Annotated in this window: 21 protein-coding genes and 1 riboswitch; of the genes, 13 read left to right on the top strand and 8 right to left on the bottom strand. The window is 43.0% G+C overall.

Annotated elements, in window-relative coordinates; all coding sequences use genetic code 11:
* Nucleotides 1-30 precede the first annotated feature (30 nt).
* The 8 genes from LG330_RS05505 (at nt 31) to LG330_RS05470 (ending at nt 8,275) form a co-directional block, all read left to right on the top strand.
* Nucleotides 31-336 (top strand): ArsR/SmtB family transcription factor, encoded by a 306-nt coding sequence (locus LG330_RS05505; RefSeq protein ID WP_404408076.1) that lies wholly within the window; start codon nt 31-33, stop codon nt 334-336.
* Nucleotides 337-355: 19 nt separating this feature from the next.
* Entirely contained in the window at nt 356-1,282 is a 927-nt protein-coding gene (locus LG330_RS05500; RefSeq protein ID WP_404408074.1) for a cation diffusion facilitator family transporter, read from the top strand.
* Between the two features lie 160 nt (nt 1,283-1,442).
* Complete coding sequence (locus LG330_RS05495; protein ID WP_404408072.1) at nt 1,443-1,901, top strand: ASCH domain-containing protein; 459 nt, start codon at nt 1,443-1,445, stop codon at nt 1,899-1,901.
* Between the two features lie 441 nt (nt 1,902-2,342).
* A riboswitch (SAM riboswitch) is annotated at nt 2,343-2,449 on the top strand.
* 135 nt (nt 2,450-2,584) lie between these two features.
* Entirely contained in the window at nt 2,585-3,613 is a 1,029-nt protein-coding gene (locus LG330_RS05490; protein ID WP_404408070.1) for a methionine ABC transporter ATP-binding protein, read from the top strand.
* A complete protein-coding gene (locus LG330_RS05485) occupies nt 3,603-4,253 on the top strand; it encodes a methionine ABC transporter permease (protein WP_404408068.1) in 651 nt (216 codons plus the stop codon). The genes LG330_RS05490 and LG330_RS05485 overlap by 11 nt, the downstream gene beginning before the upstream one ends.
* Nucleotides 4,254-4,268: 15 nt before the next feature.
* Complete coding sequence (locus LG330_RS05480) at nt 4,269-5,084, top strand: MetQ/NlpA family ABC transporter substrate-binding protein (RefSeq protein ID WP_404408066.1); 816 nt, start codon at nt 4,269-4,271, stop codon at nt 5,082-5,084.
* Nucleotides 5,085-5,096: 12 nt separating this feature from the next.
* Nucleotides 5,097-6,281, top strand: a complete 1,185-nt coding sequence (locus LG330_RS05475; protein ID WP_404408064.1) for a M20 family metallopeptidase — start codon at nt 5,097-5,099, stop codon at nt 6,279-6,281.
* Between the two features lie 419 nt (nt 6,282-6,700).
* Nucleotides 6,701-8,275: a metal ABC transporter solute-binding protein, Zn/Mn family gene (locus LG330_RS05470; protein ID WP_404408062.1), complete on the top strand. Its 1,575-nt coding sequence runs from the start codon at nt 6,701-6,703 to the stop codon at nt 8,273-8,275.
* A gap of 134 nt (nt 8,276-8,409) precedes the next feature.
* Here LG330_RS05470 and LG330_RS05465 read toward each other — a convergent pair whose 3' ends face one another.
* From LG330_RS05465 to LG330_RS05455, 3 genes are all read right to left on the bottom strand, one after another.
* Entirely contained in the window at nt 8,410-10,398 is a 1,989-nt protein-coding gene (locus LG330_RS05465; protein ID WP_404408060.1) for a penicillin-binding transpeptidase domain-containing protein, read from the bottom strand.
* A gap of 226 nt (nt 10,399-10,624) precedes the next feature.
* Entirely contained in the window at nt 10,625-11,521 is an 897-nt protein-coding gene (locus tag LG330_RS05460) for a macrolide 2'-phosphotransferase (RefSeq protein WP_404408059.1), read from the bottom strand.
* Nucleotides 11,522-11,543: 22 nt separating this feature from the next.
* Complete coding sequence (locus LG330_RS05455) at nt 11,544-13,007, bottom strand: Msr family ABC-F type ribosomal protection protein (RefSeq protein WP_404408058.1); 1,464 nt, start codon at nt 13,005-13,007, stop codon at nt 11,544-11,546.
* 470 nt (nt 13,008-13,477) lie between these two features.
* On the opposite strand from LG330_RS05455, the gene LG330_RS05450 reads away from it, so the two are divergent.
* Both LG330_RS05450 and LG330_RS05445 read left to right on the top strand, forming a co-directional pair.
* Entirely contained in the window at nt 13,478-13,999 is a 522-nt protein-coding gene (locus LG330_RS05450) for a DinB family protein (protein ID WP_404408056.1), read from the top strand.
* Between the two features lie 26 nt (nt 14,000-14,025).
* Entirely contained in the window at nt 14,026-14,229 is a 204-nt protein-coding gene (locus tag LG330_RS05445) for a hypothetical protein (RefSeq protein WP_404408054.1), read from the top strand.
* Nucleotides 14,230-14,235: 6 nt separating this feature from the next.
* On the opposite strand, the gene LG330_RS05440 is transcribed toward LG330_RS05445, so the two are convergent.
* Nucleotides 14,236-14,688, bottom strand: coding sequence for a hypothetical protein (locus tag LG330_RS05440; protein ID WP_404408052.1), 453 nt, complete (start codon nt 14,686-14,688; stop codon nt 14,236-14,238).
* A 17-nt stretch (nt 14,689-14,705) separates the two neighbouring features.
* On the bottom strand, nt 14,706-14,948 hold the full coding sequence (locus tag LG330_RS05435) for a hypothetical protein (RefSeq protein ID WP_404408050.1): 243 nt from the start codon (nt 14,946-14,948) through the stop codon (nt 14,706-14,708).
* A gap of 158 nt (nt 14,949-15,106) precedes the next feature.
* Here LG330_RS05435 and LG330_RS05430 point away from each other — a divergent pair, with 158 nt between their 5' ends.
* Nucleotides 15,107-15,283 (top strand): hypothetical protein, encoded by a 177-nt coding sequence (locus LG330_RS05430; RefSeq protein ID WP_404408048.1) that lies wholly within the window; start codon nt 15,107-15,109, stop codon nt 15,281-15,283.
* Nucleotides 15,284-15,291: 8 nt separating this feature from the next.
* Here LG330_RS05430 and LG330_RS05425 read toward each other — a convergent pair whose 3' ends face one another.
* Nucleotides 15,292-15,684 carry an NUDIX hydrolase gene (locus tag LG330_RS05425; RefSeq protein WP_404408047.1) on the bottom strand — a complete coding sequence of 131 codons (393 nt, stop codon included), beginning with the start codon at nt 15,682-15,684 and terminating at the stop codon, nt 15,292-15,294.
* A 102-nt stretch (nt 15,685-15,786) separates the two neighbouring features.
* Here LG330_RS05425 and LG330_RS05420 point away from each other — a divergent pair, with 102 nt between their 5' ends.
* Complete coding sequence (locus tag LG330_RS05420) at nt 15,787-16,584, top strand: LysM peptidoglycan-binding domain-containing protein (protein WP_404408045.1); 798 nt, start codon at nt 15,787-15,789, stop codon at nt 16,582-16,584.
* 45 nt (nt 16,585-16,629) lie between these two features.
* On the opposite strand, the gene LG330_RS05415 is transcribed toward LG330_RS05420, so the two are convergent.
* Complete coding sequence (locus tag LG330_RS05415; RefSeq protein WP_404408044.1) at nt 16,630-16,932, bottom strand: hypothetical protein; 303 nt, start codon at nt 16,930-16,932, stop codon at nt 16,630-16,632.
* A 222-nt stretch (nt 16,933-17,154) separates the two neighbouring features.
* Here LG330_RS05415 and LG330_RS05410 point away from each other — a divergent pair, with 222 nt between their 5' ends.
* Nucleotides 17,155-17,847 carry an AIM24 family protein gene (locus tag LG330_RS05410; protein ID WP_404408042.1) on the top strand — a complete coding sequence of 231 codons (693 nt, stop codon included), beginning with the start codon at nt 17,155-17,157 and terminating at the stop codon, nt 17,845-17,847.
* Nucleotides 17,848-17,864: 17 nt separating this feature from the next.
* Here the strand turns inward: LG330_RS05410 and LG330_RS05405 are convergent, their stop codons facing one another.
* Nucleotides 17,865-18,104: a hypothetical protein gene (locus LG330_RS05405; RefSeq protein WP_404408040.1), complete on the bottom strand. Its 240-nt coding sequence runs from the start codon at nt 18,102-18,104 to the stop codon at nt 17,865-17,867.
* Nucleotides 18,105-18,107: the final 3 nt, after the last annotated feature.

The raw sequence follows: 18,107 nt of genomic DNA, 5'->3' as shown, positions 1-18,107 counted from the left end.
TATACACATAACGATACAGGAGGTGTTCTTTTGGATACAGATCACGTGAATAACCTTGATGAAGAAACATTGTTTGTCGTCTCACAGACATTTAAAGCGCTTGGTGATCCGACAAGAATACGGATCCTGCACCTGCTTTTTGTGAATGAATACTCAGTAAACGGCATTTCTGAAGCATTGAGTCTGAAGCAATCGACTGTCTCACATCAGCTGAGATTTTTAAAAAACCTCAGGCTCGTAAAGTATCGCCGTGAAGGCACGACCTTATATTATTCACATGATGACGAACATGTAATGAATATACTTGAACAGATGATTAAGCACGCTCGCCATTAAGTATGATGGAGGAATGATAATGGGACACGGACATGATCATGCGCATACATCGAATAAAAAAGCATTGTTAATCAGCTTTATCATCATAACAAGCTTCATGATTATCGAAGCTATCGGGGGGGTTCTGACAAATAGTCTCGCCCTTCTTTCAGATGCCGGCCATATGCTGAGTGATTCAATTTCACTCGGTGTTGGACTGCTTGCTTTTACACTTGGAGAAAGAGCGGCTGACCGTCATAAAACATATGGATACAAACGTTTTGAAATTTTAGCGGCTGTATTTAACGGTGTAACACTCGTACTGATTGCACTCTATATTTTTTATGAGGCTTTTCAGCGTTTTAGTAATCCGCCGGAAATTGCGTCAACAGGAATGCTGGTTATTGCTACACTTGGGCTGGTTGTCAACGTTGTAGTGGCATGGCTGCTGATGCGTAAAGGTGATACAAAAGATAACCTGAATCTCCGTGCCACATTTCTTCATGTGCTTGGTGACCTGCTTGGATCAGTCGGTGCTGTGACAGCCGCTCTGCTGATTATTTTCTTTAATTGGGGCTGGGCAGACCCTCTTGCAAGCGTGATTGTCGCAGTGCTTGTATGTATCAGCGGCTGGCGCGTGTCGAAGGATTCCATCCACGTCCTGATGGAGGGCACACCTGAAAATGTTGACCTGGAGCAGGTGATTGCAACAATTAATAGTGTCAGCGGGATCAAAGACATCCATGACCTGCACGTCTGGTCAATCACAAGCGGCAATAACGCCCTCTCCTGCCACGCAGTTGTAGACGGCACCCTTTCCATCAATGAATGTCAGGAGCTGCTGCGGGAAATTGAACATAAACTTGCTCATGAAAAGATCGGTCACGTGACCATTCAGCTTGAGGATGAGGCGCATCCGCATGATGAGACGGTGATGTGCTGTCATCAGAAGGAACATGTGCACTGATGAGTATTCATGTGCATACTGGGGACGGAGGTTAGTGTGCACATCATATGTACACGGCAGGGACAGATTTCACCTGAAGCTTTTCAAGCCTGTCCCCAAAACGCGATTAACATTATAATGCTATAATTAATCTGAATGTTGAAATTTTAGGAGAATGAATATGAATGCAGCATCAATGAAATACTGGAATGATTTTTGGATCGCTCAGTGTAAAAAACAGCCATCATCAGTGACTGCCTGGCAATTTGGTGAGACACCTGATTACCTGGCGAAGTTAGTTATTGACGGGATCAAAACAGCAACCTGCTCGGGCCTTATTTTCTATGAACTTGAGAATGAACCGCTGCCGGCAGTAGATGATTACAGCATTATTCTCAGCAGTAAGGATGAGCCTTTAGCAATTATCCGCACATCTCAGGTGGATCTTATGCCAATGAATGAAGTCCCTGAAGAATTTGCAATTGCAGAGGGTGAAGGTGACAGAACGTACAGCTACTGGAAAGAAGCACATGAGCGCTTTTTCAGAAAAGAATTGAGTGAGGTCGGACTTGCGTATACGGAAGATATCATGTTGGTTTGTGAGCGGTTTGAGCTTGTGTATGTAAGAAACAAGTTCTAATTTGAGAAAAATCAGAGTGTAGTGAGACGCTTCTCTATTAACTTCCGGAAAGCTCAACATAAGGGATTCATATGGATCAAACTTCAAAGTGCTTCCGATCCCCTCCATCCACTTTTCAATAGGGAACGTTAGCTGATATTTTCTGTACAGCTTTTTAAATGATTCAATTTCACTAGTCTCTGTATCAAATACCAGGCCATCAAAATCAAATATCATACATTTAATCAATTTTACTCCTCCTCACCTTGAACAATTAATTTTCTATGTTTTTGGCCACAATTATTTACTGTATAGATAGATCATTATGCACTTAATTCTTTAATCTAAGTGTTTGTGAAAATTTTACTATAAAAACTTTTTAAAAATAATATTCTTCACATCTATTGACTTCCCTTTTCCAGCATAGTAAAGTAAGGAACATCATTTGAATAGAACGATTTCTTCTTATCCAGAGAGGTGGAGGGACTGGCCCTTTGATACCTCGGCAGCGGACTTACTTAGTAAGCACCGTGCCAACTCCAGCAGGCGTTATGCCTGATAGATGAGAAGAGTGTTTGCGTTATGCAGCCTCTTCTTGTTTATCAGGAAGAGGTTTTTTTATTCCTTAAACACTTGCCGGGGAAGGATATTTGATTAAATCCGATTAAATTTCCCAGTTAACTTATATTTAAAGGAGGATTCCGATGATACAGTTTGAGAATGTGAAGAAAACGTATGGTGAAGGCGAAGAAGCGGTTCATGCGTTAAAAGGAATTGACCTTACAGTGGAAACAGGGGAAATCTATGGGGTGATTGGCTTCAGCGGGGCCGGAAAAAGCTCACTGATTCGCTGCGTAAACTGGCTTGAACAACCATCAGAAGGAAGAGTGTTGATCCATGGAAAAGACTTAAATCAGCATTCAAAACAGGAAATCAGAACGATTAGAAAAGATATCGGGATGATCTTCCAGCATTTCAACCTGCTGAATTCCAAAACGGTGTACCACAATGTGGCTACTCCCCTTTTACTGACACGCGAGCCGAAAGAAAAGGTTCGTGAACGTGTTGAGGAATTACTCGCATTTGTTGGACTTGCAGATAAAGCAGATCAATATCCTGATCAATTATCAGGCGGTCAAAAGCAGCGTGTCGGAATCGCCCGTGCACTTGCAACGAATCCATCCATTCTTTTATGCGATGAAGCAACATCGGCACTCGATCCACAGACGACACAGTCTATTCTGGATCTGTTAAAAAAAATCAACAAAGAGTACAACATTACGATCTTAATCATTACACATGAAATGACAGTGATCCGTGAGATTTGTGATAAAGTTGCCGTCATCGAAGAAGGAATTATTAAAGAAAAAGGCACAGTGTTTGAGGTATTCACAAACCCTCAGCATCCGACAACGAAACGTTTTGTCCGGTCAGTGATGAACGACCAACTGCCTGACAGCATTGTGAAGGAACTGGAGAAAAAGAACTTTAAAAATGTGTACCGGATTCAATATACCGGTCAATCTACCGGGTCTCCACTCCTTTCACGGGTCTCGAGACAATTTAACCTTGATGTAAATGTGCTCTTTGGCAATATCACTGAGCTGCAGGAAATTCCATTTGGCAACCTCATTGTTGAGTTTGATGGCAGGCAGTCTGATATCCAGAAAGCACTTCACTATATTCAACAGGAAAACGTTTATGTAAAGGATGTGGCACAGCATGCTGGTTAATACAGATCAGATTATTGAAGCACTGTGGGAAACACTTGCGATGGTTGGATTTTCACTCCTTTTCTCATCACTGATCGGCTTCCCGCTCGGCATTCTGCTTGTTGTGACGCGAAAAGGACATTTACTTGAAAACCTGGCTGTCTTTAATGTTTTAAATGCAGTCATTAACGTATTCAGATCAGTTCCATTTATTATCCTGATGGTTGCCATCATACCGATTACAAGATTAATTGTCGGGACTTCAATTGGTACAGCTGCAGCAATTGTGCCCCTTGTCTTTTATGCAGGACCTTACATTGCAAGACTGATTGAAAACTCACTGCTTGAAGTAGACAAAGGTGTCATTGAAGCTGCTGAAGCAATGGGTGCAACTCCGGGGCAGATTATTTTCAAATTTTTAATTCCGGAAGCACTCAGTTCACTTGTACTGGCACTCACGATTGCAACGGTCGGACTAGTCGGCGCATCTGCGATGGCTGGAGCCGTTGGTGGCGGAGGTCTTGGAGATCTGGCAATCACATATGGTTACCAGCGTTTTGATACAGCCGTGATGCTGATCACAGTCGGCATACTGGTCGTGATGGTTCAGGGTCTTCAGACAACAGGAAATATCGTATCTAAAAAAATCAGACGTAGTTAATTGGAGGAAATCAACATGAAAAAAACAATTGGAACACTTGTACTTGCATCAACAGCTACACTTCTCGCAGCATGCGGCGGTGACAGCGAAACAGTCACAATCGGAGTCAGCGGATCAGATACGCGCATCTGGGATTTTGTCGCTGAAAAAGCTGCAGAAGAAGATATTGAAATCGAAATTGTCAGCTTCTCGGATTATGTGCAGCCAAATATTGCGTTAGCTGAAGAAGACATTGATCTTAACGCTTTCCAGACAATCTCTTATTTCGATGAATTCATTGAGGACCGTGAACTGGATCTTTCACCAATTGCTTCTACAGTAATTGCACCAATGGCGCTATATTCAGAAAAAGTTGATTCTGTAGAAGAATTACCGGATGGCGCAACCATTGCCGTACCAAATGAAGCGACAAACCTGGGACGTGCACTACTGCTTCTTGAAGAATCAGGCTTGATTGAACTAAGCGATGATGCCGGTTTAACAGGCACACCTGAAGATATTACAGAAAACACGAAAAACATCACACTCGAACCGATCGTTGCAGGTCAGACACCGCGCGTATTGCCTGATGTAGATGCATCAATTATTAATAACGGGATTGCAGTGGATGCAGGGTTCAGTCCTGTTGACGACTCGATTTTCCGTGAAAGTGATACAGCAACACCTTACATTAATATCATCGCAAGCCGTACTGAAGATCAGGACAATGAAGTGTATCAGCGTATTGGAGAGCTTTATCAGCAGGAAGATGTTGCACAATTCATTGAGGACGAATATAACGGTGGAATGATTCCGACATTTGTTTCACTAGAAGAACTTACAAATTACTAGGAGGCGCTTTGTATGAGTATCTCGACCAATTTTGAGCAGGATCTTCTCCAGCATATTGATCAGAACAGACAGCATTATCTTGCAACCAGCCACCGGATTCACGAACGTCCTGAAATCGGAAATGAAGAGTATTTTGCGCAAAAAGAGCTGACTGCCCATCTTGAAGCTGCAGGGTTTTCTGTTAAAAAAGACGTAGCCGGTCACGAAACAGGATTTTATGCTGCTAAATCAGGCAACAAGCCGGGACCGGTTATTGCGTTCTTAGCAGAATACGATGCACTTCCAGGACTCGGGCATGCCTGCGGCCATAACATTATTGGCACGGCAAGCATCGCCGCAGCCGTTAGTGTAGCTTCTATTATAGAAGAAACCGGTGGCACAGTTGTCGTTCTTGGTACACCTGCTGAAGAAGGCGGACCAAACGGCAGTGCAAAAGGCAGCTTTGTTCGTGAGGGTTACTTAAAAGATGTGGATGCAGCGATGATGATCCACCCTTCTTACCGTAATGGACTGACAACGACAAGCCTTGCAGTTGACCCACTTGATTTTGAATTTATCGGCAGACCTGCACATGCTGCTTCATCGCCGCATGACGGTGCAAATGCATTAGAAGGCGTACTTCAGCTTTTCAATGGCATTAATTCACTCAGACAGCATGTTACACCTGATGTAAGAATCCACGGCATTATTACGCATGGCGGGGATGCACCAAACATTGTCCCCGCTTACGCCAAAGCACGTTTTTATATCCGTGCGGCCGAGCGAGAAAACTTAAATAAAGTAACAGAAAAAGTCCGGGCGATTGCTGAAGGTGCTGCCCTCTCAACCGGGACAAAAGTAAATGTTCTTGAATTTCAGAATCAGGTGGATAACCTGATTCCAACACCTTCATTTGATGATGTCTACAAAGAAGTCTATGAATCGCTTGGCGGTATTTTCCCTGAAAAGGTTCACGGCGGAATCGGTTCGACCGATGCAGGTAATATCAGTCATGTGGTCCCGACAATTCATCCTTACGTGAAGATCGGACCGGATGAACTTGTTCTGCATACAGATGAATTTCGTGAGGCAGCGAGATCTGAAGCTGGTGATGAAGGGTTGATTCTTGGCGCGAAGTCGTTAGCGTTGACTGCTTACCGTTTGTTGACAGAGCCTGAGCGGCTTGCAGTGATCAAGAAGGAATTTGATGCACGATGATGAAAGGCAGACGCGGGTCTGCCTTTTTTGTATGCAGTTGGGACATTGGTAGTTTGGGGTTGGTGGGCTGGGGTGCAAAGCGTTGTTTGGTGCGTGGGCGTCGTTAGGTGGCGAATTCTTGAAAAGGTGATGGAATAAATCCGATTGCTGATTGAATCATACTGATTGATGATGGAATTCTCCACCGTCCAACCACTGCTGATGGAATCCATGCAATTGATGATTGAATAATGAGATTGCCGATAGATATATTCTAAAAGCTGACGTAATCAAGCCCCGCCTACCTCTTCCCTTAACAAAAACCATCTGACATATTCAATACTCAAAAGAACAACCCCCATCAAATCGTAACCATTCTTATTTACAAATCGTAATGATTACGATATATTATTCATTGTGATTTAAAAAGGAGGCAAACAATGTATAAAAAAAGGTTTATGTCATTAAGTTTAATAAGTGTTATGGTACTTGCTGCGTGTGGGAATAGTAATGATGAAAATGGCGAGGTTTCGTCTGCTGATTCAGCTGAGGCTGATCCCCTCTCCATTTTTACAACAGTCTATCCGTTACAGTATTTCGCAGAACGTATTGCCGGTGATGAAGCAGAAGTAAGCTCCATCCTCCCACCCGGGTCTGACTCACATACATATGAACCGACTTCAAAAGACGTCATGGCGATCGCTGAAGCAGATATATTTCTTATGAATGGCGCAGGACTCGAAGGTTATGCGGACAGCATTGCTGAGGCTGTGGAGACTGAAGATGTGAGGATTGCAGAAGCAACCAAAGACATTGAATTGAGTGAAGGCGCGCATGATCATGACCATGGTGATGGGCACGATCATGCTCACGGGGATTATGACCCTCACGTCTGGCTGGACCCGGCCCGCTCGATTGAAATGGCTGAAAATATTAAGGATTTACTGACAGATATGCAGCCTGAAGACAAAGCGTTATTTGAAGAAAACTTCGAGTCATTGAAGACTGAACTTGAATCACTGGACAAGGAATTCTCAGCTGGAATTGAAGCTGCATCGGGTAATCATTTTATCGTATCGCATGCCGCTTACGGGTACTGGGAAGAAGCTTACGGTGTTCATCAGATTGCAGTTTCAGGCCTGAGTCCGGCGCAGGAACCTTCTCAAAAAGAGTTAAAGACAATGATAGAAACAGCTGAAAAGTATGGCTTGCAGCATGTCTTTTTTGAGCAGAACATTACTACTAAAATTGCTGAAGTGATCAGAGAGGAAATTGGTGCAGAAACGCTTATGCTGCATAACCTGTCCGTTCTGACTGATGAGGATATTGGAAATGGTGAAGATTATTTTTCTCTTATGAAACGTAATCTTGAGCAGTTGAACATTGCACTTTCTGCGGCACCCGCTGTAGAGCCGGAGAATCATAGTCACGACCATGGCCACGAACACGATCACAGTCATGAGCATGATGAAGAAGCACAAAAAATTTATGATGGTTACTTTGAAGATGATCAGATAGAAGATCGCCCGTTATCTGATTGGGAAGGTGACTGGCAGTCAGTTTATCCTTACCTTCAGGATGGAACACTGGATGAAGTATTTGCACACAAAGCTGAAGATGGCGACAAATCAGCTGAGGAATACAAGGAGTACTATACTGAGGGCTATGTAACCGGTGTGGACCGAATTGTCATTGAGGACGATACATTCACATTCTATGAAGACGGCGAACAATCTTCAGGTGTTTACATTTATGATGGATATGAAGTCCTGAATTACGAAGCAGGAAACCGCGGCGTACGCTATGTCTTTAAGCTTGAAGAAACACAGGAAGGCGCAATGCCAGCTTACATTCAGTTCAGTGACCATGGCATTTCCCCGACAGATTCGCATCACTATCATTTGTACTGGGGCGATGATCGGGATGCTTTACTCGATGAAGTGGTGAACTGGCCGACATATTATCCATCAGATATGGATGGTGAAGAGGTTGCGCATGAGATGATGGCGCATTAATAGAACCAGACCTGGTAAGCGTCCGGGTCTGGTTTTTTACATTGAATATTTTCAATAGAATGTAGACCCGGGTCTGTCCCGCCTCTACATTTCCCACAAAAAAAGAGGCGCAAAAACCGCGCCTCCCAACTAACCTATTGATTCAAAAACACCTCAGTCACAAGTTCAGAAACATATGTGCTGCCGCCCTTATCTTCGACCCCTTCAATCATCATAGCCATGACAAACTCAGGATTGTTCTGATCGTAAGCGACAAAGAACCCATTTTCTTTCCCGGATTCTTCGCCTGCAAGCTTCAGTTCAGCGGTTCCGGTTTTACCCGCGATGCTGACTTCTTCAATATTTGCAGGCTGTGCAAAGCCTTCAGTCACTACCTCACGCAGATCCGTCCTCAGAAGTGTTGCATCTTCCTCAGATAGCAGCCCCTCTTTCCAGACTTCAGGCTCTTCTTCCTCCAGCAGAAGCGGCTTCATAATTGTACCGTTTGTGATCACCACTTCATACATAGAAGCGAGGTGCAGAATATTGGTCAGCATTTCTCCCTGTCCATATGATGTATCGACGAGCTGCCCTTCTGAGCCGATTGTACCTTCATTTGAAATCTGTGAATCTGTCATTGGATAAGTAAACGGCATTTCTTCTTCATATCCATAGGATTCCAGGCCCTGAATTAACGTTTCTGCTCCCATCTCAAGTGCAATCCGGGCAAAATAAATATTGTCAGAGTAGACGAGACCTTTATTCAGATCAACCGGATTTTCTGTTTCATATACACGCGTCACCTGAAAGTCACCCCAGCCGTCTTTACTCCATGTTAAGCCATCATCTATCGTAATCCCCTCATTCGGATCAAGTGTTCCTGCTTCTAATCCGATTGCAGCAGTAATGGTTTTCTGGGTTGACCCCGGTGCATAAGCTGCTGAAAAACGGTTCAACGTTGGCTGATCAGGGTCTTCCGCGAGTTCTTCACGTCCGATACCAAGCGCCAATGCAGTCGGATCAAAACCGGGTGAGCTGGCCAGAACAAGTGTCTCTCCTGTCCCTGGATCCACTGCTGCAGCTGTACCCGGCTGACCACCCATTGCTTCAAAAGCTGTGCGCTGAAGTTCAGCGTCAATGGTTAGCGTAATGCTCTCTCCATCTTCCGGAGCATTTTCAGTAACCGTAGTGACTTCTTCACCTTTTTTAATCGCAATGATGCCGCCTGCTTTTGGCCGGAGACGATCGTTTAACAATTGTTCAAGACCTCTTTGACCATACAAATCATTAGATGTATACCCTTCACCTTCAGCTTCCTCCAGCTGTTCAGCGGTGATTGGTGCGATGTAACCAGTCAAATGAGACACCGCTTCTCCATATGGGTATTCCCTCATATCGACGGTCTGATAATCGACACCTTCTAGGTTACCCAGCCCATTTAATAATTCTTCCTGAGGTCGCGGCAAATCCTGGATAGGCACGAATAAACCATCGCTCACCCAGCCCTGCTCAAGCTCGCTGTCAATCTCTTCAGTTGTGATCGATAGCGCTTCAGCAAGTTCACTTTTAGCTTCATCTGACACATCCCCTGCAATCACACCTACACGGTAGCCCGTACCATTAATCGCCAGAGGATTACCATTGCGGTCAAACAGCTCGCCGCGCACACCCTGGGTAGATGAAATTTGGATCTCATCGTCCGGTTCAAGATCAGGCAGAATAAATGAACGCTCCCAGTCCACATACCAGTTCATCTCTTCCTCACGTTCCTCATGAATGAGCGTTACATTTTTACTGTAAGAAACCGGCCCTGCGAATGTGTCAAATGCAATACTGACCCCAATCTCAGCTGGCTCATCCTCAGGCCACTCTTTGTCTTCCGGAATTTCCACCATGGAGACGTCAATGTTCGATATCTCGATATCACCGTAGACTTTTGACCAGTAATCGATCATTTCCTCTTCTGTAAAAGTTTCCTTCGACTCAGCTGTTGAATATTCTTCAAACATCACATCAAAATCCTGTTCATTCCAGTGCGATACGTATTCACCCAGACGCTCTTCCGGTGTAATCGGTTCATCCTGACAACCTGCCAAAAAGACGGCTGCCAGCATAGCTGTTAATCCTGCCAGTTTTGTTTTCATCAAAGACCCCCAAGTTGATTCGTTATGTATATGGTATCAAACATTTCCAAAAAGTAACCATTTTCCCGGATAGTGAATGTAAATACACAGGAAATTCGACACCTATAAATATGCTTCCCTATTGACGACACAATCTACCTTTTCGATTCAAAAAAATTGTTATGTCCTAATTAAAAGGGACAGTGGATTAAGTCCCTGTCCCTTTTACCTACACATCATTTATGTGTTATTCCCCTGCAGCAAGCATGTGCACGGCCATCTCATGCATCTCAGCCAGCCCTGATAATAAAGCATATTCAGCAACGACAATCGGACCGGCGGCCTTTACTTCTTCAATATGTTCAGCCATTCCTGACCACGTCGGGCCGCCTGCATTTTTATAAGCATCAATCAGCTTTTGCAGTCCTTCTTTCCCGAAAATCTGCAGATGCGCTGTGAAATCGGCTGCTACATCATCCACACGAACTTCTGTCCAGTCAATGAATCCCGTCACTTCGCTTTGCTCATTGATCAAAATGTGCCCCGGGTGCAGGTCGCCATGTCTGACACCTGAATGTTCCGGCCAGATCTGTTCATTTGCCAGCCATTTTTCCCAGCGCTCCCAAAGCGCCGGATGAATATCAAAATGTTGTTTGATATGATTCATTCTTCTCTTCATTGCCTCTCTCATATCTTTTCCTTCAATGATTGTGATACCGGCATCTTTAAGTAACTCAGTATCCAATGTATGCAGCTCAGCCATTGCTTTCCCCAGCGAAAGGTAAAACGCCTCTGGCGGATTCTGCTCATCAAGTTCCCATACGTATGCCTGCTGCTCCATATCTATTGTTGCGGCCGGAACACCGTCAAGCTGCTGATAAGCAATCAGCTGATCTGTAAATATGGACCAGCGCGGCACCTGGAAAGTGACGTTTCCACTTAAAATATCGAGTGCACGCTTCTCAATAATTGCATGCCTCATTGATTCCTTTTGGCGCGGAATGCGTAAAATCCACTTTTCGCCCTGCAGATCTGTCGCATGTGCCACTCTGAAATCAACGCCGGATTCATTCACTTTGAAGCCTTCTTCTGATAAAATCAGCCCCTTTTGTTTGGCTAAATTGATCATCTCTGATTGTTTCATCTACCTTACCTCCAAATTATTGTTATTTTACTCTAATAATATTTTTCCCATTAATTTTATATACTGTATCCGCTACTCTTGTTACAAACTCCCTGTCATGACTTACCAACAGTACTGTCCCTTTATATTGAAGAAGAAATTTTTCGAGCGCTTTCATACTTCTCAGATCAAGAAAATTAGTAGGCTCGTCCAAAACAAGCACATTATATGCCCCTGCGAAAAGCTGACATAGCTGAAGTCTGATTATTTCTCCTCCGCTCAATTGACTGACCTCTTTTATAAGATCAGTTCCTGAGAAATTCATTTCATGTAGAATAGCGCGAATATGACTTTCTTCAAAGTCACTGTTTTTTCTCATATAAGAAAGCACAGTTTCATCTCCAACTGTCTGATAATTAAGCTGACCAAATACTCCGAATTTCACTTTTGGTGAAATTGTCATTCCTTCCCCATGTCGCACAATATGTTCAAGCAAACTTGATTTACCTGATCCATTTAATCCGTTAATCGCAATTGTTTTACCAAGTGGAAATTGAAAACTTACATTTTCAACCAAGTTTTTATCCCCCGCATTCAATGTCAGCTGGTCTGCCATAATAGGAAAACGATTATGCAGCTGAAGCTGTTCGGATTGTGGAAATTGAATGCTCGTTTCTGTTTCCACTGGAGTGACTTCCTCTAACTGCTCAACTCTTTTCTCAAGCGCTTTTGCAGCTTTTTGAACCGCCTTTTGACTTGTATCCTTCTGCTTTGTCATATACATTCGGTTCGCATTGGAATAAGCTTCTTTTTTTCCACCTGATTGTTTTGCTTGTGTTATTTTACTTGCCTTTTTCATTTTTTCTTCAGCCGCTGCAAGTAGTCGCTGCTTTTCTTTGACGTAATTTTCATGTCTCTCCTGCTGTTGTTCCCACTCAATTTTCTTTTGTTTCTCATAGTCAGAGTAGTTACCTGTATATTCGGTTATCTGTCCATCATATACTTCCCATATTTTTGTCACCAACTGATCAAGTACATAGCGATCATGACTGACCAATATCAGTGCACCATAATAATACCTCAGCTCACCAATCAGAAAATCAATTCCTGTTTTATCAAGGTGAGTAGTTGGTTCATCAATCAGGAGACCCTCATGGTAATCTGATAAAAGCTGCGCAAGCTTTAGTCTTGTTTGCTCACCGCCACTCAGTTCATGCTGATGATCAGGAACCTGCAACTGTCCAAGCAATTTATAATCAGTTCCTTCTTTTACAGAAGGTGCTTTCTTTTGTTCGAAATAACCGAATTCGATTTTTCGATTAATGCTTCCCCGCTCCGGTTTTAAACCGCCATTCATCAGCTTTAGAAGCGTACTTTTCCCACTTCCATTTTTTCCAACGATACCAATCCTGTCGAACTGATGAACACGGAGATCTTTTATATCCAGAATGATTCTATCTAAAAACGTCACTTCTATCTCTTTTAATTCCAATACCAGTCGTTCCATGACAACACTTCCTTTTTTATTAATGAAAGGAATGTAATCACAAAAACCCGCAGACTGCTCTGCGGGTTTCGGGTAAACGGGTACACTAAAAAATGTCTCCCTTGATATACAAAAAGAAAGACAGACCTCATCTGCCTTTCTTCAGCGTTAAAATTGATCCGTTGAAGGTTATTAAAAATGTGCAGACTTATCCCGTTTACTCCGTTTATGAAAACAGAGCCTTTGAACATATGAAATTACTGATTGTTCAAAGTTTGCTGGCGTAGTCTCACTGAATACATTTTTAACAACCCTCCTCTCATGTAGTAAATTTACTATACCTTAATTTTAGGTTTATGTCACAGGAAACACTGTTCGTTTACATGAATGCTTAATTTTATTATAGCATTTATCCTCTCAGTCTATCAGCCTTGTTCTCCATTTTTTTACTGTTAAGATTAGATATACGGAAAACTTCAAGGGGGCTTTCAATGGATTTTACTATTAAACAAAAAGAAGATTTTGAAGGTAGAATTGGTGAACTGGTTGCAATGCTTGATTACTCAAGATCTGTCCTGCTTGAAGATATCAAAGACCTAAGCCAGGATGACCTTGATTTCATCGCTTACGACGGCGCAAACTCAATAGGTGCACTTCTTATGCACATTGCATCAGTGGATTTTGTTCATCAGGTCATTACACATAAAAACAGAGATTTAAACGGAGAGGAATTTTCAAAATGGAAGACTGCACTATTTCTTGGACCTGAAGCAAGCCGCGAGATCCGAAATCAGCCACTTGAGTATTACTTGAATATTCTGCAGGAAACCAGAGAAAAAACATATTCCATTTTAAGCTCAAAAAATGAGGAATGGCTGTTTGAAGAAGGTAAGTGGGATAATGGTGTGTCCCATAACAACTACTGGTTTTGGTATCATGTGATGGAGGATGAGATCAACCACCGCGGGCAGATCAGGGTGATTAAGAAAATACATTTACATACAAAGCGATAACTGAGTTTACCTAAAAGAGAGTGATGGTGTCATTGAAAATTCTAAAAGTGCTTTATATCCTGATTACCGGCAGTATCGTTTCGTATTACCATAGTATGTTTATACCCAAGGATGGGCTTGTGAACGGGATTATTTATTTCTCAACAGCCGTTCCCATTGCGGTGATTTATTATTTAATTTACAAATGGATTTTTAACCGGTTTGATAAAGGTTCCGGAGAAGAAGGTTAAAATCAGTTAACCTTCATAAATCGTGATTTTCGGATCATACTCACTAATTACCCTGAAAAATTCATTAACCGTAGAATATATGTGAATTTCTGCACGAGGAATGGCATCTGCGAGTGTGATACTGCGCTTGTAGATTTCAAGTTCCGGGGCATGGTAGGTTTTCATAAAATAAGGGATTGTATGATTGTGATCATCCGGAATTTGGACATCCAGATCATATCTCAGGTCCATTCTCCCGTCATGCGTATCATACTCGAAATGCCATACTGCATAGTCAGCAGCGCATGCCTGATCATACACAATTCGGATGGAGTGCCCCTTAAAATCTCTGATCAGGATTTCGAGGAAATTCGGGTCTACTTTAATTGATTTCAGAAAAAGATAGCTCGGATTCTTCCCCTCCAAATGTTCAATTCCTTCAGGCTGCCAGGTGACAGTCTTTGATTTTCGCATAGACATCTAATTCCCCTTTGTGATCAGTTCCCTATACTTATGCTGACCATTTGAATAAAAACCGTTACTGCCCCAATAAACATAATAACGCCCGCTACTTTTCCTTTTTCCTTCGGCCACTCTTTTAACCCGACCAGCAAAAACAGGCTGCTGAGTGATACTCCTAAAAAGATAGTCGAAAACTGGCTGGGTTCATTATTAAAGCTATAAGATCCAGCTATCAGCACGAGTATCGCTGCGATCATGATGAATCCTCTGAGTACCATCTAAAAACTCCTTAACCTGGCATTTAGGTCAGTTTAACATAAGAGTTCTTGATACAAATCATAAGTGGGAATTTACTGGATATATGAAACTTACCTTGTTTTTACTCGTATGTATAATGAACGATTCAAGCGATACTCGATATTTAGGAGGTTGACTAATGAGTAAAATCACACTATTGCTGTTTGTACTTTTAACATTTAACACGATCAGATATTCAGTTTATCTGACACAAGGCTCAGAGTCTGTTTATCACCTGGTAATGCTTGGCTCAAACATTGCCGGACTAATCATCGGAGCGATTTATACATATTCCAAAACCAGAAGCACAGCGTAATGTTCATTTCAGCGTTTCATTACCTTTGTTAAAAATGCTTTATCTTCAGGGTAAACATGCTTCAGGTTCTTCATATCTGATGCAGAGATCCAGGCTTTTTCTTCGATAAGGTTGTCTGGATCTGAAATCCCGCTGCTTTTCCCGATCTTTTTAACCTTAAAATAATTTGTCTGCACTTCAAAATCATCGATCGTTGTTTCTTTTAAAAACAAATGCCTGATAATTTCAACCTCATACCCCGTTTCCTCCATCACTTCTCTCACACAACACGCTTCCGGCGTCTCGCCTTCTTCAATTCCACCTGAAGGAACTGCCCAGGCATCAGAACCAAAGCTTCTCACCATGAGCAGTTCATTGTTTTCATTCAGGCAGATAGCTGCTGAACCGGTCCATTTTTTCATGAGGCATCCCCTTTTATAACCTTTAATATTTTTATCATAACAAATTATGGTATTACATATCCTGAATAGAATATGGACCTGACTCAATAAGGAGTGAAAGATATGCCAGTGGTCAGTGGTACACATTTCGTCTATACTGTTCAGCCCGGTGATACATTGTTTTCAATTGCGCGCAGATTTGGCAGCAGCGTGATGGACATCGAAACTGCCAATGCATTGTATCCACCTTTTACAGATCCCGGACTGATATTCCCGGGGCAGGTGCTGATCGTAACAAGATTGGGTATAAATCAGACGAACCAGGTGATTGCGCCAGGCGATAATCTTTATCGACTTGCCCAGCGTTACTCAACAACTGTCGATTTACTCTTCGGTATTAACCCGCAGCTGGCAGACCCCGTGTTGATTTTCGTAAATGACAGACTCCTCATTCCTGCGTTTGTCTATCAGGTTGAATCAGGTGATACGCTGAACAAAATCACGGCTCAGTTCGGAATTCCGCTTTCCGATATCCTAAAAGCAAATGAACAGCGGCCGGGATTCTCACCGGACGTGATTTTTCAGGGCTACCGTTTTCTGATCCCGCTCCCCTCATCAGCTAATATCGTCGTCTTCAGTCCGCTTCCGGGTACAAAAATCAGCCGGGGCACAACGCTCTCCGGCTTCGCACGCGCTTTTGAAGGCGCAATTTTATATAAAATCGCAGACGCAAATGGTACGACCGTCACCAACGAAGCGCCGATACAGGCTTCTGAAGGTGGACCTGCTTTTGGTACCTACTCCGCCCCGATCAAATTTGACCGTAACCCGACCGCTCAGACAGGAGAACTGTGGGTCTATGCAAGAAGTGCAAAAGACGGAAGTATCATTGATCTAGTGAAGGTGAGGGTATTGTTTTAGCAGGTGAAGCGAAGTACAGGGTCAGACCCCATACTTCGCTCCCTCTTACTCAACAGTCTCTATGCCATTTTCTGAATATGACTCTAAAAGGACTTCACCGTTACTTCTATAGTAATAATAGGTTTTTTCATCATTTTTCAACCTGATGCCGACCATCCAGTTTTTTTCACCCGGGAGGTTGGCGATGAAGGGTTCACTGACAAGGATCTCATCCTCTGAAATGTTCTTTTCAGTGATCAGGTATTCGATGACACTTTTTTCAACACTGGCCTGTACAGCTTTCATGAAACCGAATCCTGTGGCGGACAGTAAAACCAGCAATAATAAGATGACTCCTGCTTTTTTCATCATTTTTACTCCTTATCGTGATTTGACGTTCAGACCTGACAGGTTGATTTTATCAGCGATCTTAACGTCGAAAAACTGCGCTCTTCATATGAATATATTAACGTAATCAATCATACAGACCATTTCACTTATACAGGTTTGGAGCCGATACTTTCCCATGTATTTGAAACCATTCCTCCAATCAGCCGTATGAATGATTATCCAAACCAAGGAGGAATTCTAATGTCAAAGTACTCGATCAGACAATTTGTACAGGAAACACAGCAGGAGGATAGTGCGCGTGACTTTTTTGAACTCGAAACTGACCGTATGCTTGAGGTCAATCTGAACGGAAAAGTCTGGGCGAAAGCAGGATCTATGATTTCTTATGATGGTAATATTAAATTTGAACGTGAAGGGATGCTGGAGCATGGGCTGGGTAAGTTCGTAAAGAAGGCTTTTAGTGGTGAAGGAGCTCAGCTGATGAAAGCCAATGGCCAGGGCAGGTTGTATATTGCGGATATGGGTAAGAAGATTACAGTCCTCTACCTTGAAGGTGAAAGCATTTTTATTAATGGAAATGATCTGCTAGCTTTTCAGGATGGGCTGGATTGGGACATTAAATTAATGAGACGAGTGGCTGGGATGATGGCTGGCGGATTGTTCAACGTTCGGCTTGAAGGTCAGGGGCTGGTTGCCTTTACCTCACACTATGAACCGCTCACATTACATGTCACGCCGAACAAGCCGGTATTCACAGACCCGAACGCAACGGTTGCCTGGTCTGGTAATCTTGAGCCGGAGTTTGTCACAGATGTTCAGTTGAAAAGCTTTTTCGGCAGAGGCAGCGGAGAGTCTGTGCAGATGAAGTTTTCAGGAAATGGGTTTATTGTGGTGCAGCCTTATGAGGAAGTGTATCAGGCGCAGCAGAGCTGATCATGTTGAGGGGGCGATCATGTCACTTTTAATGAAGTGATGTGGTCGCTTTTTTTAGGGTGGTGGGACGGTCTTATAATTGAATCATGGAACGGAATGTTCGGTTCAGCACTCTGGTTAATTGGCCCACCGCAAAGATTAATTGAGTCATGACCAGTCAGACGGCCGATAATAGATTCACCGGCCGGATTAATTGGTTCATCTCCGTGATTAATTGATTCAGCACTCTTCGTCATTGAACGCGCTGATACTGCCATGAA

It is taken from the genome of Jeotgalibacillus malaysiensis (genome assembly GCF_044789845.1).
GTDB classification, from domain to species: Bacteria; Bacillota; Bacilli; order Bacillales; family Jeotgalibacillaceae; genus Jeotgalibacillus; species Jeotgalibacillus malaysiensis_A.
The sequence above is the reverse complement of the archived record's forward strand: the minus strand, read 5'-3'. Positions and strand labels throughout refer to the sequence as shown.

Coding starts and splice junctions, on each gene's coding strand:
- LG330_RS05500 (WP_404408074.1), top strand. CDS start 356: ATGGGACACGGACATGATCATGCGCATACATCGAATAAAAAAGCATTG.
- LG330_RS05495 (WP_404408072.1), top strand. CDS start 1,443: ATGAATGCAGCATCAATGAAATACTGGAATGATTTTTGGATCGCTCAG.
- LG330_RS05490 (WP_404408070.1), top strand. CDS start 2,585: ATGATACAGTTTGAGAATGTGAAGAAAACGTATGGTGAAGGCGAAGAA.
- LG330_RS05485 (WP_404408068.1), top strand. CDS start 3,603: ATGCTGGTTAATACAGATCAGATTATTGAAGCACTGTGGGAAACACTT.
- LG330_RS05480 (WP_404408066.1), top strand. CDS start 4,269: ATGAAAAAAACAATTGGAACACTTGTACTTGCATCAACAGCTACACTT.
- LG330_RS05475 (WP_404408064.1), top strand. CDS start 5,097: ATGAGTATCTCGACCAATTTTGAGCAGGATCTTCTCCAGCATATTGAT.
- LG330_RS05470 (WP_404408062.1), top strand. CDS start 6,701: ATGTATAAAAAAAGGTTTATGTCATTAAGTTTAATAAGTGTTATGGTA.
- LG330_RS05465 (WP_404408060.1), bottom strand. CDS start 10,398: ATGAAAACAAAACTGGCAGGATTAACAGCTATGCTGGCAGCCGTCTTT.
- LG330_RS05460 (WP_404408059.1), bottom strand. CDS start 11,521: ATGAAACAATCAGAGATGATCAATTTAGCCAAACAAAAGGGGCTGATT.
- LG330_RS05455 (WP_404408058.1), bottom strand. CDS start 13,007: ATGGAACGACTGGTATTGGAATTAAAAGAGATAGAAGTGACGTTTTTA.
- LG330_RS05450 (WP_404408056.1), top strand. CDS start 13,478: ATGGATTTTACTATTAAACAAAAAGAAGATTTTGAAGGTAGAATTGGT.
- LG330_RS05440 (WP_404408052.1), bottom strand. CDS start 14,688: ATGTCTATGCGAAAATCAAAGACTGTCACCTGGCAGCCTGAAGGAATT.
- LG330_RS05435 (WP_404408050.1), bottom strand. CDS start 14,948: ATGGTACTCAGAGGATTCATCATGATCGCAGCGATACTCGTGCTGATA.
- LG330_RS05430 (WP_404408048.1), top strand. CDS start 15,107: ATGAGTAAAATCACACTATTGCTGTTTGTACTTTTAACATTTAACACG.
- LG330_RS05425 (WP_404408047.1), bottom strand. CDS start 15,684: ATGAAAAAATGGACCGGTTCAGCAGCTATCTGCCTGAATGAAAACAAT.
- LG330_RS05420 (WP_404408045.1), top strand. CDS start 15,787: ATGCCAGTGGTCAGTGGTACACATTTCGTCTATACTGTTCAGCCCGGT.
- LG330_RS05415 (WP_404408044.1), bottom strand. CDS start 16,932: ATGAAAAAAGCAGGAGTCATCTTATTATTGCTGGTTTTACTGTCCGCC.
- LG330_RS05410 (WP_404408042.1), top strand. CDS start 17,155: ATGTCAAAGTACTCGATCAGACAATTTGTACAGGAAACACAGCAGGAG.
- LG330_RS05405 (WP_404408040.1), bottom strand. CDS start 18,104: ATGGCAGTATCAGCGCGTTCAATGACGAAGAGTGCTGAATCAATTAAT.